At 41.6% G+C, this 16,536-nt stretch carries 11 protein-coding genes; 10 read left to right on the forward strand and 1 reads right to left on the reverse strand.

Going from position 1 to position 16,536, the window contains the following annotated elements:
- Window positions 1-220: 220 nt before the first annotated feature.
- The 7 genes from QTN47_RS05715 to QTN47_RS05745 all read left to right on the forward strand — a co-directional run bounded on the left by QTN47_RS05715 (window position 221) and on the right by QTN47_RS05745 (window position 9,223).
- On the forward strand, window positions 221-562 hold the full coding sequence (locus tag QTN47_RS05715) for a heavy-metal-associated domain-containing protein (protein WP_369328368.1): 342 nt from the start codon (window positions 221-223) through the stop codon (window positions 560-562).
- 185 nt (window positions 563-747) lie between these two features.
- Window positions 748-2,040, forward strand: coding sequence for an efflux RND transporter permease subunit (locus QTN47_RS05720; protein ID WP_369328369.1), 1,293 nt, complete (start codon window positions 748-750; stop codon window positions 2,038-2,040).
- Window positions 2,041-2,170: 130 nt separating this feature from the next.
- The gene (locus QTN47_RS05725; RefSeq protein WP_369328370.1) at window positions 2,171-4,069 is read left to right on the forward strand and encodes an efflux RND transporter permease subunit; all 1,899 of its coding nucleotides are present in this window, start codon (window positions 2,171-2,173) and stop codon (window positions 4,067-4,069) included.
- Between the two features lie 117 nt (window positions 4,070-4,186).
- Complete coding sequence (locus QTN47_RS05730) at window positions 4,187-5,431, forward strand: TolC family protein (protein WP_369328371.1); 1,245 nt, start codon at window positions 4,187-4,189, stop codon at window positions 5,429-5,431.
- Window positions 5,432-5,504: 73 nt separating this feature from the next.
- A complete protein-coding gene (locus QTN47_RS05735; protein ID WP_369328372.1) occupies window positions 5,505-6,740 on the forward strand; it encodes a heavy metal-binding domain-containing protein in 1,236 nt (411 codons plus the stop codon).
- Window positions 6,741-6,966: 226 nt separating this feature from the next.
- Window positions 6,967-8,133, forward strand: coding sequence for an efflux RND transporter periplasmic adaptor subunit (locus QTN47_RS05740; RefSeq protein WP_369328373.1), 1,167 nt, complete (start codon window positions 6,967-6,969; stop codon window positions 8,131-8,133).
- A gap of 43 nt (window positions 8,134-8,176) precedes the next feature.
- Window positions 8,177-9,223 carry a 3-oxoacyl-ACP synthase III family protein gene (locus tag QTN47_RS05745; protein ID WP_369328374.1) on the forward strand — a complete coding sequence of 349 codons (1,047 nt, stop codon included), beginning with the start codon at window positions 8,177-8,179 and terminating at the stop codon, window positions 9,221-9,223.
- 41 nt (window positions 9,224-9,264) lie between these two features.
- Here the strand turns inward: QTN47_RS05745 and QTN47_RS05750 are convergent, their stop codons facing one another.
- Window positions 9,265-9,822, reverse strand: a complete 558-nt coding sequence (locus QTN47_RS05750) for an RNA polymerase sigma factor (RefSeq protein WP_369328375.1) — start codon at window positions 9,820-9,822, stop codon at window positions 9,265-9,267.
- A 167-nt stretch (window positions 9,823-9,989) separates the two neighbouring features.
- Here QTN47_RS05750 and QTN47_RS05755 point away from each other — a divergent pair, with 167 nt between their 5' ends.
- From QTN47_RS05755 to QTN47_RS05765, 3 genes are read left to right on the forward strand one after another with little or no spacing between them, the layout of a single operon-like run.
- Window positions 9,990-10,973 (forward strand): FecR family protein, encoded by a 984-nt coding sequence (locus QTN47_RS05755; RefSeq protein ID WP_369328376.1) that lies wholly within the window; start codon window positions 9,990-9,992, stop codon window positions 10,971-10,973.
- A gap of 40 nt (window positions 10,974-11,013) precedes the next feature.
- Window positions 11,014-14,511, forward strand: a complete 3,498-nt coding sequence (locus QTN47_RS05760; RefSeq protein ID WP_369328377.1) for a SusC/RagA family TonB-linked outer membrane protein — start codon at window positions 11,014-11,016, stop codon at window positions 14,509-14,511.
- A gap of 27 nt (window positions 14,512-14,538) precedes the next feature.
- Window positions 14,539-16,128, forward strand: a complete 1,590-nt coding sequence (locus QTN47_RS05765) for a SusD/RagB family nutrient-binding outer membrane lipoprotein (protein WP_369328378.1) — start codon at window positions 14,539-14,541, stop codon at window positions 16,126-16,128.
- The last annotated feature ends 408 nt before the right edge of the window (window positions 16,129-16,536 follow it).

The raw sequence follows: 16,536 nt of genomic DNA on the forward strand, positions 1-16,536 counted from the left end.
TTCTCTTTTTTTTGATTTGTTTGGTTCGAAATTATTGCCGGGGCAGTTGATAACGGCGCATTTTGATAAGTCTGTCAAATCGCTTTTCCGCTGTTCTTATCCGGTGCTCTAATGCATGATTCGCCTGCGCGTGTCACTTTCAGGTTGAACAGTATGCTTGTTCAGCTAAACAAATCGTATCTGGGCTTTTTAATCATTTCTTCATTATAAAATCAATTGTATGAAATCAGTAAGATTAGCAATGATGGCATTGTTAACAATGGCAGGAAGCGTATTATTCGCACAAAGCACTAAAACAGAAAACATTAAAGTGGCAGGCAACTGCGGCAGCTGTAAAAAGAAAATTGACAAAGCCGCCACTATTACCGGCGTTACAAAAGCTGACTGGAACAAAGATTCCAAAGTACTTACCGTAACATACGATCCTGCTAAAGTCACCAACGATGCTATTCAAAAAAGTGTTGCCGGCGTTGGTTATGATACGGAAAAATACAAGGCAGATGATAAAGCTTACAACAAACTGGATGAATGTTGCCAGTATGAGAGGAAGAAAGGGAAATAGTTGGAAAGCTTAAAGCCTAAAGCTTAAAGCCCAAAGCTCAAAGCCTAAAGCCTTAATAATATCGGAATCATTGTTCCCGATAACTTATCATGTGAGTTTAATTATTAGGGTTAGACAAAATAATCTGTTATCGATCAACAAGCTTTAGGCTTTGAGCTTTGGGCTTTAAGCCAAAAATAACAATCATGGTTCAAAAACTTATAGAAATATCCATTCGTAACAGGTACGTTGTATTGGTGCTGGCAGTGGCCTTGTTCATCTGGGGGATTTTTGCGGTAAATAAAAATCCCGTTGATGCAATTCCTGATCTGTCGGAAAACCAGGTAATTGTTTTTACAGAATGGATGGGAAGAAGCCCGCAGGTATTAGAAGATCAGGTTACGTTTCCGTTGGTCAGCAATTTACAGGGTATTCCAAAAGTCAAAAATATTCGTGGTTCTTCTATGTTCGGGATGAGTTTTGTCTACATCATTTTTGAAGATAATGTAGATATCTATTGGGCCAGGACGCGCGTGCTTGAACGGTTGAATTACGCACAGCGACTGTTACCGCAAGGTGTAACGCCTACTATTGGACCGGATGGAACCGGGGTGGGACACGTATTCTGGTACACGCTGGACGCGCCAAGGATGGATCTGGGTGAACAACGGGCTTTGCAGGACTGGTACATAAAATACGGTCTGCAAACAGTTCCCGGCGTAGCTGAAATTGCCTCTTTCGGTGGCTTTGAAAAACAGTATCAGCTTGTTGTAGATCCGGTAAAGTTGCAGTTCTATAATCTCTCCCTGATGGATGTGATGAACAAGATAAAAGCCAATAATAATGATGTCGGCGGCCGCAAATTTGAAATGAGTGATATGGCTTATATCATTCGTGGTCTTGGTTATCTGAAGAACAAAGAGGATATAGAAAGCATTGCTCTGATAAACTACAACGGAATACCGGTTAGAATAAAAGACATAGGTAGTGTACAAATGGGTGGTGATTTACGCCTGGGCATTTTTGATGAGAATGGTGAAGGTGAAGTTGTTGGTGGTATCGTTGTAATGCGGTATGGAGAAAACGCTGACAAGGTTATAAAGTTGGTAAAAGAAAAAATGAAAGAGGTTGAAAAAGGGTTGCCTGAGGGAGTGCATTTTAAAACTGCATACGATAGAAGCGACCTGATTGATGCTGCAATAGATAATATTAAAGAAAAACTTTTGGAAGAGATGATAGTGGTGTCTCTTATTGTAATTCTCTTCCTGTTTCACTGGCGCAGCGCTATCAGCATCATTATCCAGATCCCGCTTACTGTTGCTATCAGTTTCATTTTACTCAATGCTTTTGGAATATCATCCAACATTATGTCACTAACAGGGATCGCATTAGCGATAGGTGTGATTGTAGACAATGGAATTATAATGGCCGAGAATAGTTATCGAAATCTTGCTGAGTGGCAGGAAGTAAAAAGTAAAAAAGTAAAAATTCAAAAGTAAAAATTCAAAAAAAGATACACTACGTTCATTTCGATAAAGTGAATGACAGAGGTGCGCTGCTGCACTATGAGCTTTTGACTTTTGAATTTTGACTTTTGACTTCAAGTGTGATTTTCAAAAAACGAACCGCATGGCTAATTATTATAAAATACCAAAAGAAGAACGGCTCGCTATTATAGAGAAATCCTGTAAGCAGGTATCCAGGGGTGTTTTCTTTTCAACGATTATCATTATTGCATCTTTTTTGCCGGTTTTTTTGTTAACCGGACAGGAGGGGAAGCTCTTTCATCCACTGGCTTATACAAAAACATTTATCCTGGTAGTTGATGCTGTACTGGTAGTAACGCTGGCTCCCGTGCTTATCTCCTTTTTTATGAAAGGCAGGTTCAGAGGAGAGGCTGCGAATCCTGCTAACCGTTTGCTGGAAAAGATTTATGAGCCATTGATCCGTTGGTGCGTTAAATGGCGGAAGACTGTGCTGGGGATCAATATTATTGCCTTGCTGATCAGCATCCCGATGATCATGAGTCTTGGGCGGGAGTTTATGCCGCCACTTGATGAAGGTTCTGTTCTTTTTATGCCGGTCACATTGCCGGACGTTTCCAACTCGGAAGTGAAGCGCATTTTACAAGTGCAGGACAAGATCATCAAGTCCGTTCCCGAAGTGAAAAATGTATTGGGAAAAGCCGGCCGTGCAAATACAGCAACGGATAATTCTCCTATCAGCATGATCGAAAGCATCATCCTGCTGAAGCCAAAAAATGAATGGAGAAAAGGAAAGACAAAAGAAGATATCATCAACGAGTTGAATAGTAAACTGCAAATTCCCGGCGTAACAAATGGATGGACACAGCCGATCATCAACAGGATCAACATGCTTTCAACAGGTATCAGAACGGATGTAGGGGTGAAGGTCTATGGACAAAATCTTGATACTATCTATGCATTTGCAGATAAAATACGAAAAGAATTACAGGCGGTTGATGGTGTTAAAGATCTGTATGTTGAGCCGGTAACAGGCGGTAAATATATAGACATAGACATTAAGAGGGATGAAATAGCACGTTACGGACTGAGCATTGACGATGTGAATGCCGTAATAGAGAGCGCATTGGGTGGCATGAAGCTCACGACAACAATTGAGGGCAGGCAGCGATTCTCTGTGAATGCACGATATGGGCAGGATTTTCGGGATAATCTTGAGGCTTTAAAAAGATTGCAGGTGCAGACCATGCAATTTGGCCCCGTGCCGTTACAGGCAGTGGCGGATGTTAAAATATCGGAAGGGCCCGCGATGATCAATTCGGAAAATGCTTTGCTGCGTGGTGCCGTGTTATTTAATGTGCGTGACCGCGACCTGGGAAGTACCGTAAATGATGCGCGGGGCAAACTGGAAACGATGTTGGCTAAAATGCCAAAAGGATACTTCATGGAGTGGAGCGGCCAGTATGAAAATCTTATCCGCGGTGAACGTACATTAATGTTCATTTTGCCTGTAGTACTGCTGATAATATTTGTTTCAATGTATTTCGCATTTCATTCAGCACGGGAGGCGTTACTAAGTCTCATTACAATTCCCTTTGCCCTAATTGGAGGAGCCTATATGGTTTATTTCTGGGGCGTGAACCTTTCTGTCGCCGTTGCTGTAGGATTTATCGCTTTGTTTGGATTGGCAGTTGAAACCGGTATCGTAATGGTTATATATCTCAATGATGCGATGCAACAGCTTATTGAACAAAAGGGCAACTCAGCAGCAACAATATCCAAAGCTGATCTGCGCGAATACGTGATCCATGGTGCAGCAAAGCGGTTGAGGCCAAAGATCATGACAGTGTGTGTAGCCTTGTTTGGTTTAATTCCAATCCTCTACAGCACAGGTGTTGGCAGTGATGTAATGAAGCCAATTGTACTACCCATGATCGGAGGTGTATTCACTTCGTCTATTCATATCTTACTGGTAACACCTATCATCTTTTTGATGAGCAAAGAATATGAATTGAAGAAGCACGGAAAAATCGAACTTAATTGACGGGAAAATGTGCGAATGTGCGAATATGTAAATGTGCAAATTAGAGATAACAAATTAATCGTGTTAATCTATTAATCCAGCAAATCCCGGTCCAGACAAAATCAAATAAATCTAAGTATGAAATACTTGCTTCTAATATCATTCCTCACCCTTTCGTTGGGTGCCTATTCCCAATCACGGATGAAGCTTGACGAAATACTACAGACAGTGCAGGCAAATCATCCATCTGTAAAGATGTATGATGCCGAGGTGCAGTCTATGGATGCAGCAGCAAAAGGCGCTAAAAGCTGGATGCCCCCGGAGTTTGGTACAGGCTTGTGGATGGTGCCTTATAATACGGCTCTATGGAAAAAACAGCCGGAAGGGATGAATGGCATGGGGCAATATGCGGTTTCTGCGCAGCAAATGTTTCCCAATAAAAAAGAGCAGCAGGCAAATGCACAGTATATGCAGGCTATGTCATCTGTAAACAAAGAGAATAAAGAAGGAACGTTGAACGAGTTATATGCCTCAGCAAAATCTTCTTTTTACGCCTGGATAATATTGCAAAAGAAGCTTAAGGTGCTTGACGACAATGAAGATGTGTTGAATTTTATGATCAAAAGTGCGGAGCTGAGGTATAAGAACGGGCTGGGCAAGATAAATGCATATTACAAAGCAAAGGCTGCCATTGCTAAACTTGAAAGTGATCGCATTGCATTGCAGAATGATGTACAGCAACAAAAAGTATTACTGAATACATTAATGAATCGTGAAAAAATGACGGACTTTTCTATCGATACTTCTTACGAGTTAAAGGAATACGATTTTCATGATGATAGTTATTTTGTTCAGACCAGGAGTGATATAAAAGCAGTGGAGAGGAATATCGATCTCACCTACCTGCAGCAGAATTTGGAAAAGTCTAAGCTGAAGCCGCAGTTTGGCGTACGGTACGAGCATATGTTTGGCTTTGGCGGTATCCCAATGCAGTACAGTCTTATGGCAATGATGAAACTTCCGATAGCCGGGTGGTCTTCAAAAATGTACAAGGCAAACGTTGAAAGCTTAAAATGGAAAGCAGAATCACTGGAACAACAAAAACAAATGATGGTAAATGAAGCTTCCGGTATGTCGAACGGAATGATGGCTGCGATAAAAAGTAAGAAAAAGCAGGTGCTTCTGTATGAGCAGAATATTATGCCGGCCGTGCAAAAGAACTTTCAAAGTATGCAGTTGGCTTACGAACAGAATACGGAAGAATTGTTTGAGCTGTTTGATGCATGGGAAACCATGAATATGACAAGGATGGAGTATTTTGATCAGTTGCAGGAATTGTTAAACATGCAGGTAATACTTGAAAAAGTATTGCAGCAAAAATGACAGGTCAATAAGAAAAGCTTTTTTGAAATAAAGAGATATCGTACCGTAATACTTACGGGAAAAAAAGAATAAGATGAAATACCTGGTAATAAGTCTGATGGTTTTGCTGGCTGCATGTAATGGCAGGCAACACAATCATGCAGAAGAAAAAAGCGTGCAGGCACAGGAGGAAATTTATACCTGTCCCATGCATCCGCAAATAATTGAACATAAGCCTGGTAAGTGTCCTATCTGTGGCATGGATCTGGTTAAAAAAGAATTTACCAGTCATGAAAAAGTAGATGTGGATCTGGCTACTTTGCTCAAGCCAACAAACAGTTATGTGCTTTCTTCAATTGCGTCAACCACGATTCAGAAAGACCAGAAAGAACTGACAATTAAGGCGCTCGGTTCAATCGATTACGATACACGCATGGTAAACGTAATTTCTTCCAGGGTGTCAGGTCGCATTGAAAAATTGTATGTAAAGTATCGTTTTCAGCACGTACATAAAGGCGACAGGGTTATGGACATATATAGCCCGGAACTGGTTACTGCCCAGCAAAATCTGCTCTTCATTTTAAATTACGATCCTGAAAATAATAACCTCATTCAGGCTGCAAAGGAAAAGTTGTTGCTGTTGGGAATGAGCGCTCAGCAATTGCAACAACTGATTAACACGAAGAAAGTAATCATGAGTATTACAGTGTATAGTGGTTATACCGGTCATATACATGAAGCGGGCATGATGAATGAGTCCGGTACAGCAGCGGAGCGGATGGATCTTTCAAAAATTACGGAAGAGCTGGCTATAAAAGAGGGGATGTATGTGGAAAAGGGAAAGGCCATTTTTAAGATCTACAACACCGATAATAGCTGGGCAGTGTTAAATGTATACGCCGCAGAAGCACCGCTGGTTAAAACAGGTATGCGGGTAACTGTAACGCCTGAAACAGATCCTTCTAAGTCATTTGACGGCACGATAGGATTTATAGAACCATTCTTTCGAAAAGAAGATAAGACGGTGACAGCAAGAGTTTACTTTAACAACGCCTCATTGCAGATACCGATTGGCAGCCAGGTTGCTGCGTCTATAAATGTAAGAAGCAATGAAATGGATTGGTTGCCTAAAGATGCAGTGTTATCACTTGGACTAAATAAGGTTGTGTTTTTAAAAGAGGACGGCTTGTTCAAAGTTCATCCTGTACAAACAGGAATAGGCATAAAGGATTTTATTCAAATTACCGGGGGACTGAATGCTACAGATAGCGTTGCTGCCAATGCGCAATATTTGATGGATAGTGAAAGCTTTGTGAAACAGGGGAAGTGAGGGAAGGTGTTAGGTGTGAGGTATCAGGTGTGAGGTATCAGGTGTGAGGTATCAGGTGTGAGGTTGCAGGTATTAGGATGTACGATGTTAGATGTACGATGTTAGATGTACGATTTACGATGTCGGATTTCTTCATATTATGAAACGATAGCTTGTAGCTAAAAGCTGCCAACCTGATACCTGACACCTGATACCTGACACCTGACACCCTTTCAAAAATAAATTTATGAGACAAATTATTATTGCCGTACTACTCAGCTGGATGATCATTAGCTGTGGTACAAAAAAAGAAAAGGCTGCAGTTGCAGATGATGTGTATTATACCTGTTCGATGGATCCGCAGGTGGTAGAGGCAAAGCCTGGCAAGTGTCCTATTTGCCATATGGAGCTGACGCCGGTGTCAAAAAAACTGCAGGAAGCTGCTAATGAAATTCAGCTGAGTCCGGAGCAGATAACACTCGGAAATATCCATGTGGATACTTTACGCAACGGAATGTTCAACAATAAAACGATACTGACAGGTACGCTAACCTTTAACGAGCTTACAACAAATGCAATTAGTGCAAGAATAGGAGGAAGGATAGAAAGGCTATACTTTAAAAACCTCGGTGATAGAATTGCTAAAGGTGATAGATTGTTTGATCTCTATAGTGAAGAGTTAAACAACGTAAAACAGGAGTTTTTACTTGCTGTTGAAAAACAAAGCAAACTTGGTAATAGCTTAATCGACTATAAAACGCTTGTTGAAAGTGCCAGGAATAAATTGGTTTTGTGGGGAATGTCAGATAGCCAGATTGAATCTCTTAAAACATCAGGAAAAACATCCGTGGTTACAACTTTTTATGCTACCGCATCCGGAACGGTTACGGAGTTGCCGGTTAAGGAAGGCGACTATGTTATGGAAGGAGGAACCATTGTAAAGCTTGCTGATCTTTCTGCGCTTTGGGCGGAAGCACAGGTATATACTTCGCGTCTTTCCCTGCTTAACACAAATGCCAGTGCGTTAGTGCAGATCCCTGATGTGGTTGGAAAGACATTGACCGGTAAGATTGAATTTGTCAACCCTGAAATAAATCCGGATACCCGCATTAACCTTATCCGCATCAATGTTCCGAACAAAGATGGTTCGCTTAAACCCGGTATGCCTGTTTACGTCACCATTCAGGATCCTCCGCAAAAGATGCTAAGCCTTCCTGTTGATGCAGTTTTGCGTGATGGAAAAGAAGCTGTTGTGTGGACCCAGGTATCGGCAAACAAATTTGCTAGCAAGACTGTTGAAACAGGCCGTGAAGCAGAGGGGATGATTGAAATAACATCAGGATTGAAAGATGGTGATGTGGTTGTTGTTAGCGGCGCCTATTTGTTACAAAGTGAAAATGTGTTTAGAAAATAACAGCAGATTTCGTTATTTTGATTTGACGTAAATAACGATTGCCATGCTCCATTCTAAAATTGCCGGAATAGGCATGTACGTTCCGAAGAATGTATATACCAATAATGATCTCGCCCAGTTCATGGATACCAGTGATGAATGGATACAGGAAAGAACGGGCATCAAGGAACGCCGGTACGCAGACAGAACAGGAGAAACGACTGCGACAATGGGAGTAGAAGCCGCAAAAGTGGCCATATCCCGTGCAGGTATTACACCGAATGATATTGATTTTATAGTATTCGCAACCTTAAGTCCGGATTATTATTTTCCGGGTTGTGGTGTGTTGGTCCAAAGGGCTTTACAAATAAAAGAGGTAGGCGCGCTTGATGTTCGCAATCAGTGCAGTGGCTTTGTTTACGGGTTAAGTGTGGCTGATCAGTTTGTTAAAACAGGAATGTATAAAAATGTTCTTGTAATTGGTAGTGAGAAACATTCATTTGGTCTTGATTTTAGCACCCGCGGCAGAAATGTCAGTGTGATTTTTGGTGACGGCGCCGGCGCTGTTGTGCTTCAGCCTGCTGAAAATGGAGAAGGTATACTAAGCACGCATTTGCATAGCGACGGCAATGACGCGGAATTGCTTGCAATGTTCAATCCCGGCACTCATGCCAATCATTGGATGGAGAAAAAGCTGGCTGACTTTGATGATGCATCGATTGGAGAAATGTTCATGAGTCATGCAATGATAAATAATGCTCAAAATTTTCCCTATATGGATGGGCCGGCAGTCTTTAAAAAGGCAGTGGTTAAGTTTCCGGAAGTGATTATGGAGGCTCTTGCGGCAAATAATTTAAAGCCCTCCGATATCAATATGCTTATACCACACCAGGCCAATTTACGCATAGCTCAATTTGTGCAACAATCACTCGGGTTGCGCCCGGATCAGGTTTATAACAATATTCAAAAATACGGGAATACAACAGCCGCATCTATTCCCATTGCGTTGTGTGAAGCCTGGGAAAAAGGTATGGTCAAAAATGGGGATCTTGTTTGTCTTGCCGCATTTGGTAGTGGTTTTACGTGGGCAAGTGCACTTTTAAGATGGTGATCCTTACATGATTCTGGCGGTGCTGCATTTTATGCGATATATTATTTCAACCGGGTGCCTGCTGTTTTTAATGCTTTAAGCGACTGGCTCAGCAGATTTCGCGCGGCCTGGTAGTTGATCTGCATAATGTAACTTATTTCTTCATAGTCCATGTTCCGGTAAAAGCGCAGGTAAACTATCTCTCTTTGCCTGGGAGTGAGTGCGTTTAAAAGATCTCCGACAAAACTTGCCCTTTCTTTTTCATTTTCTTCTTCAACCAGTAAAGTTTCTTTATTTATCTCAAAGGGAACATCAACAATAAAAGAGTCACCTAATGGTGTACCTTTTTTGAGTGCAATTTTTTTGTAGAGCTTATATTGAAGTGACTTAAACAAATAGGCTTTTACAGATTGTATTTCTGACGTGTTGTTGTTATTCCAGAGCTCCAGAAACAGTTCCTGAATAGTGTCTTCCAGCACATTTTTATCCTGAATAATTTTGTATCCGTACAGATAAAGCTGCGAATAATAGTTGCGGAACACTTCCCGGAAAGATTCTGTGTTTCCGGATTTTAGGATCAATGTTTCACAGGTGTTTTGTTGCGTAGTATCTTCTGCCAATTTGCAGATGTTTTAATAATCTATAGGAAAGATAAGCCAATCTTAGAAGAATTGTATCGTTCTTCACCACGGCGACAATGGCTACGAGATTAAAAATAAATTAAATCGAGAAAAAGCAGTTACAAAAAAATAAGACGGAACACTACTATATAAACTGTTGCAACTAAATGGAAAATGAGTACCTGTCTCCTGAAGAGTTTTTGTGTGATGAATCTTTTATTGATTGGCTTAACAGGTCTGATCCCAAAAAAACCGGGAGATGGGAGCAATGGATAAAAAAGAATCCCGGAAAACAGCATTTAGTAGATGAAGCTGTAGAATTGTACCATACACTGTTTGTGACCGAATCTTTGAAACCTGAACAACTGCTGTCAGCCGAGGAGAAAATATTTGAAACAATTGAACCTTCAGTACCACGTGGAAAGGTATTTAACATTCAGCGATGGATGATTGCGGCTGCAATAGCTGCAGTCTTTGCTGCGGCAGTGTTAATGTTCTATCATGAAAATAAGCAGGAAAAAATAAAGTCACAGTTTGGAGAGGTTGTGAAAAATATTTTACCCGACGGGTCAGAAGTAATGTTAAATGCCAATAGTAGCGTACGATATAACTCAGGTTGGGATTCGACCATGGAAAGAGAAGTGTGGATAGAAGGCGAGGCTTTCTTCCACGTTGCTAAAACAGCAAAACACAATCGGTTTGTAGTTCATACGGACAGGTTTGATGTTGTGGTAACGGGTACACAATTCAGCGTGGTTAATAAAGCAGAAGTGTCAAACGTGGTGTTGAAAGAGGGTAGCGTTACAGTTCAGGCAAAAAACGGCAAAGTCGTTTATATGCGTCCCGGTGATTTTATAGAGTTGAGGGATGATGCGTTGACGCAGAAAAAAGTAACAGCTGAACAGGCATTGGCATGGATGGAAGATAAGTTGTATTTCGATAAAACCCCGCTTGCAGAAGTTGTAAAAATTATATCTGAACATTATGGTGTTGCTGTTGAACTCGCAGATACAGGCCTGTCTGCAGAAACAATCAGCGGCGTCATACCCAACAACAACCTCGATACGGTATTAAAAGCTTTAGGTGCCGTATCTGACTTATCAATTGAACGGAAGGAAAACCATGTTCTTTTGACAAGGAACAACCACTAAAGCTGGCTGACTAATTACAAACATCCAAAACAATCTTGCTATGACAAGCAAAACACAGAGAATTCTGGTGTGTTGCTGCCTGCTTATTGCATTGACTGTCGGCTCTACAGCATATGCGCAAACTTCTTCAGACCGCGCATTGTATGCAGTAAACAAAAAGGCATGGCATAACACATCTTCAGCAACTGAGTATGAGCAATCCGGCCGCAATAAAAATGAAGAAAAGCTATCTGTTCTGCAAGTCCTCAATCAATTAAACAAAACCAAAGGCGTGTACTTCCTGGTAGCGGACAAATCTTTGCAGAACATAAAAGTGTTCCCCGTTAAGAACATGCAGGATGATGCCGAATCTATCCTTACTGAGTTATTAAAGGGCACTTCTCTTACCTACAAAAAAATAGACGAAAAGACCTACGTAATCATCAGGGCCAGGGAGAAAGCAGATTCTCTTAACGAGGTATCGGGTTACTACAGTATAAGCAACACACAGTATGCATACGAAGCAAGGTCCCCGCAACAAAAGATTACAGGGAAAGTTACAAACACATCCGGAGACCCACTCGTAAGCGTAAGCATTGTTGTACAGGGCAAATCAAAAGGAACAAATACAGATAGTAAAGGTGTATATTCAATTGATGCATCAAAAGGTGATGTACTTGTTTTCAGTTTTGTTGGGTTTGCTACAAAACAAATTACCCTGGGGGACGAGACCGAATTAAATGTTGTACTAAGTGAGTCTCAAACAAATTTAAGTGATGTAGTTGTTACTGCGCTTGGTATACAAAAGCAGGCGCGATCATTAGGGTATTCAACAACCGAAGTTGATGGTTCAAAATTTACACAGGCGCGCGAAGTAAACATTGGTAATGCGCTCACTGGTCAGATCGCCGGCGTTAGTGTAGCAGGTGTAAGTACTGGTCCGTACGGTAGCAGCAGGGTTATCATTCGTGGCAACGCATCATTAACAGGTAATAACCAGCCGCTGTACGTAATAGATGGAATTCCTTACGATAATAAGAACCAGGGTAGTGCGGGCATGTGGGGTGGCGCAGATTACGGAGATGGCTTATCGAATATTAATCCCGATGATATCGAAACCATGCAAGTGCTGAAAGGTGTTGCTGCTACAGCCTTATATGGCTATCGCGGAGGAAACGGAGCCATCCTTATTACTACCAAATCCGGTGCAAGATCCAAAGGCATTGGAGTAGAAGTCAATAATAATTTTACGCTGAGCAAAATATTTGATACGAGAGATATTCAATATGTATACGGTCAGGGTACGCAGGGTGTAAAGCCTGTCGATATTAATGCAGCCAATGCGACTGCGGAATCTGCATGGGGCGCTAAAATAGATGGTTCTGATGCCGTAAACTTTCTTGGAGATACGTACAAGTACAATGCGTACAAGGATAACTATAAGAATTTTTATCAGACAGGTCTGACCAATCAAACCTCTGTCGCATTGCTTGGCGGCAATGATAAAGGGCATTTCCGCCTGGGATTGTCCAATCTCTATCTCAACACAAATGTTCCCAATTCGAACATGAAGCAACAGGGAGTTAATTTCAACAGTACTTATAATGTCACCCCGAAACTGCAAATGACGCTCACTGCCAACTACATCTTTGAACAAGTAAAGAACAGGGGATCATTATCTGATGCACCTGGTAACTATGTGGCATCGCTTAACTTCCTTGCTAACACATTCGATGTGCGTTGGTTGTCACCGCGTGTAGATGCAAACAAGAATGAACTGCTGCCAGGATCACAGGATATTTATTTTGAAAATCCTTACTTCATTGCGTATGATTTTGAAAATCAGACAAACAGAAATCGTTTGACAGGTGGCCTCACTATCAAATACAATATCCTTGACTGGCTGTATCTGCAAGGCCAGGTTACCAGGGACGGATATAACTTTGATACAAGAAGTGTAACACCTAATGGCGTACAGTATTCCAATGCCGGTGGTGGTTCTATTAATATGTCTAATATCAATCAACGTGAGTTGGATTGGCACGGTATGATTGGTGTGAACAAAAAGATCAATGAAAACTTTACCATCAACGCCAACGTGGGTGTGTACTCACAGGATAATCAGTGGAAGTCATACAGTGGCGGCGGTGGACCATTCAATGTTCCCTTCTTTTACAGCATAAGCAATGTAACAAGCAGGCCGTTTAATTATGGCTTCACACATTCAAGGGTTAATTCTGTTTATGGAAACGTGGATGTAGGGTATAAAAACTTCCTGTTCATCACAGCTACAGCGCGTAATGACTGGTTCTCTATGCTGAACCCGGCCAGTAACCATTACCTGTATCCATCAATATCCGGAAGCTTTGTATTTTCAGATGCTTTTCATATGCCTGACTGGATAAGCTTTGGTAAACTGAGAGCATCTTACGCACAGTCTTCCAATACCGGTGCGGCAACTCCATATCAAACTGTGCTGACCTATGGGTTACAGGGTTATTCAATTGGCGGGCAGCCGGTAGGTTATGTTGTAAACGGTAGTATTCCCAATCAGAATTTAAGACCCGTAAAAATCCGTGAAGATGAAATTGGGTTGAATATGCAATTCTTCAAGAGCAGGGTAGGCTTTGATGTAGCTGTGTACAATAAGAAAACGGAAGATGATATAGTGCCGGTTACTGTTAGCTCAACTTCCGGATATAATTCAAATACCATTAATATAGGCAAACTTGAAAACAAGGGTGTGGAAGTATTGATAACAGGCACACCTGTAAAGACAAAGAATTTTTCATGGAACGTATCATTTAACTATGCGTATAATAACAGCAAAGTGCTTGACCTCGGAGGTGTTCCAAGTCTTTCTCTGGACGTGCCACGTTTTGGTGATGGTGTAAGTATTAGCAATGTTGTGGGAATGTCTTACGGCCAGATCATGGGTTTCAAATACAAGCGTGATGATAAAGGAAGTATTATTTACGATACATCAGGATTGCCTTTACGTTCCGATGGTATAGTGTCACTTGGTTCTGGTGTTTACAAGCAAACCGGTGGACTTACCAATGAATTTCATTTCAAGGATTTTGTTTTTTCTTTCCTGATCGATTACAAGTTTGGAGCAAATATTTATTCAGGAACCAACCTGGTATTGTATTCAGAAGGTCTGCAGAAAAATACACTTGCAGGCAGGGAAGGAGGCTATGTTGGTCCGGGTGTTACTGAAGATGGAAAACCCAACACAAAAGCAGTGCGGTCAGAAACATATTTCAATGCAATTGCGGGCGGTGCGAACAGCATTTCAGAAGAATTTGTGTACAACGCAGGGTTTATTAAGCTACGCTCAATGACATTAGGCTATGTGTTTCCCAAAAGCATTTTAAAGGACGGATTTATAAAAGGATTATCATTAACGCTGGTTGCACGCAATCTTGCTACATTGCTGAAACACACACCTAACATAGATCCCGAATCGAACTATAATAACACAAATGCGCAAGGACTTGAATTATCAGGTTATCCGCCGGTACGAAGCCTTGGATTAAACCTGAATATCAAATTCTGATTGTGTAACCAAACTAAATCATTGATCATGAAACGTACAACTATATATATCGCGTTTGCTGTTTCGGGAATGATATTGGGAAGTTGCTCTAAGGATTTTGAAGCAATCAACACGGACCCCGAGCACCTTACCAATGCTAATATGAACTACAACTACCTGCTTACCGCGGCGCAGTTAACTACATCAGGAAACAGTGATGCAAATGCTTATGAGGACTGGCGTAACAATCTTATTTATGCATCCTGCATGATACAGCATTTGTCCAGCACATTTGGCTATTGGGGCGGTGATAAATACACATATAATGCAGGCTATAATTCCGCTTACTGGGATCAAACTTTTAATAACCCGGTAAGGAACATCATTGAAGTGATTGAAAATTCAAAAAATGATACCGCTCACCAGGATTTGTATCAGATCGCGCGAATCTTCAAGGTGTTTATGTTTCAGCGCGTGACTGATATGTATGGCGACTGTCCTTACTCAGAAGCCGGTAGAGGATATACAAATGGCATCACTTCTCCTAAGTATGATAAGCAGCAGGATATTTATGCTGATATGCTGAAAGAATTGCAGGAAGCTGCAGGTGCATTGGGTAGTGGAGCAAATACAGTTGGTTCTGCTGATATTTTGTATAGCGGAGATCCCGTTCAATGGAAAAAATTTGCTTATTCTGAAATGTTACGCCTGGCAATGCGCATGGTTAAGGTGGATCCTGATAATGCCAAAAAATGGGCGCAGACTGCTGTTACAGGTGGTGTAATGACTAGTATAACCGATGATGCCGTTTTTTCACATCAGACTGGCGTACCCGGTACTGCCACTACCAACGGCAGCGCCCTTGTGTTGGATGGCGTTGATCCCAATGCGGCACGCCTGAGTGCGACATTTGTGAACTATCTTGTCGCAACAAAAGATCCTCGCTTGATCTACTTCGGTACAGTTGCCGAAGATCCAAACAACACGGATGATCTGGGGGACAATTCGCCGGCTATTCAACTTGGACAGCCAAATGGATACGATAATGCCGGCGGTGCATTCGACATAACAAAAGCGCCCGGATATCCCGGAAGCCAGGCGAAGTATTCCATTGTAAATCGCAACACTTTTGCAAGATTAGATGCACCGACTTTCTTCCTGACTTATGCCGAAACAGCATTGTTGCAGGCAGAAGCTGTTCAAAGAGGCTGGATAAGCGGAAGCGTTTCCGATTTTTATACCAGGGGAGTTACTGCTGCAATGAACCAGCTGGGGCAGATAGCAAAATATGTAAACGCCACACCTGCACCATTGCCTGCAATAAGCGCAGCGGATATTACTGCTTACCTGCAGACAAATCCCTTTAATGCCGGCGACGCTCTGAATCAGATAAACACGCAATACTGGATCGCGACATTTATGGATGAATATGAAGCCTGGGCAAACTGGAGAAGAACCGGTTTTCCGCATCTGAATGAAATAAAAAATTACCCGACCAATGTAACCAATGGAAGCATTCCTCGCAGGTTCACTTATCCATTGTCTGAAGCAACAACCAATACGGATAATTATAACGCTGCCGTTGCGGGGTTAAGCAATGGCGATAAAATGACTTCAAGAGTTTGGTGGGATAAGTAGCTGTGAGCTATCAGCTATTAGCTTTCAGCTTTGGAACTGTCTCGCTCTGCTGATCCTCCAGGCTCTGCAGTGTTTTTTCTGTCGCCTCTGGCGACCAGGCATCGTTTCATAAACGCTACAAGCGATAAAGTAGGCCGCGAAGCCAGGAGGCTTCGAAGAGTATAAAAGCTTCGCAGAGCGCAAACACAAAAGCCGTCCATTAATCGAACGGCTTTTGTGTTATATCGTTGCTTCATCTTTCACTATTCACTATTCACTATTCAATGTCGTTGAAATAAGAGTTCTTTGAAAAAGTTGTTTATAAGCAGGTTGATTTCAATAAATTAGCGGCTCAAAAAATACTACTAAGATTATAGGGTAGCCACACTTAAAAATATAAACACACTGATTGACGATGAGCAATTTATC

It is taken from the genome of Danxiaibacter flavus (genome assembly GCF_041060425.1).
Classification (GTDB): Bacteria; Bacteroidota; Bacteroidia; order Chitinophagales; family Chitinophagaceae; genus Danxiaibacter; species Danxiaibacter flavus.

What these genes read in the sequence shown, in the direction of transcription:
- QTN47_RS05745 (WP_369328374.1), top strand. Translation starts at nt 8,177, where the DNA reads ATGCTCCATTCTAAAATTGCCGGAATAGGCATGTACGTTCCGAAGAAT.
- QTN47_RS05725 (WP_369328370.1), top strand. Translation starts at nt 2,171, where the DNA reads ATGGCTAATTATTATAAAATACCAAAAGAAGAACGGCTCGCTATTATA.
- QTN47_RS05755 (WP_369328376.1), top strand. Translation starts at nt 9,990, where the DNA reads ATGGAAAATGAGTACCTGTCTCCTGAAGAGTTTTTGTGTGATGAATCT.
- QTN47_RS05735 (WP_369328372.1), top strand. Translation starts at nt 5,505, where the DNA reads ATGAAATACCTGGTAATAAGTCTGATGGTTTTGCTGGCTGCATGTAAT.
- QTN47_RS05760 (WP_369328377.1), top strand. Translation starts at nt 11,014, where the DNA reads ATGACAAGCAAAACACAGAGAATTCTGGTGTGTTGCTGCCTGCTTATT.
- QTN47_RS05720 (WP_369328369.1), top strand. Translation starts at nt 748, where the DNA reads ATGGTTCAAAAACTTATAGAAATATCCATTCGTAACAGGTACGTTGTA.
- QTN47_RS05765 (WP_369328378.1), top strand. Translation starts at nt 14,539, where the DNA reads ATGAAACGTACAACTATATATATCGCGTTTGCTGTTTCGGGAATGATA.
- QTN47_RS05715 (WP_369328368.1), top strand. Translation starts at nt 221, where the DNA reads ATGAAATCAGTAAGATTAGCAATGATGGCATTGTTAACAATGGCAGGA.
- QTN47_RS05730 (WP_369328371.1), top strand. Translation starts at nt 4,187, where the DNA reads ATGAAATACTTGCTTCTAATATCATTCCTCACCCTTTCGTTGGGTGCC.
- QTN47_RS05740 (WP_369328373.1), top strand. Translation starts at nt 6,967, where the DNA reads ATGAGACAAATTATTATTGCCGTACTACTCAGCTGGATGATCATTAGC.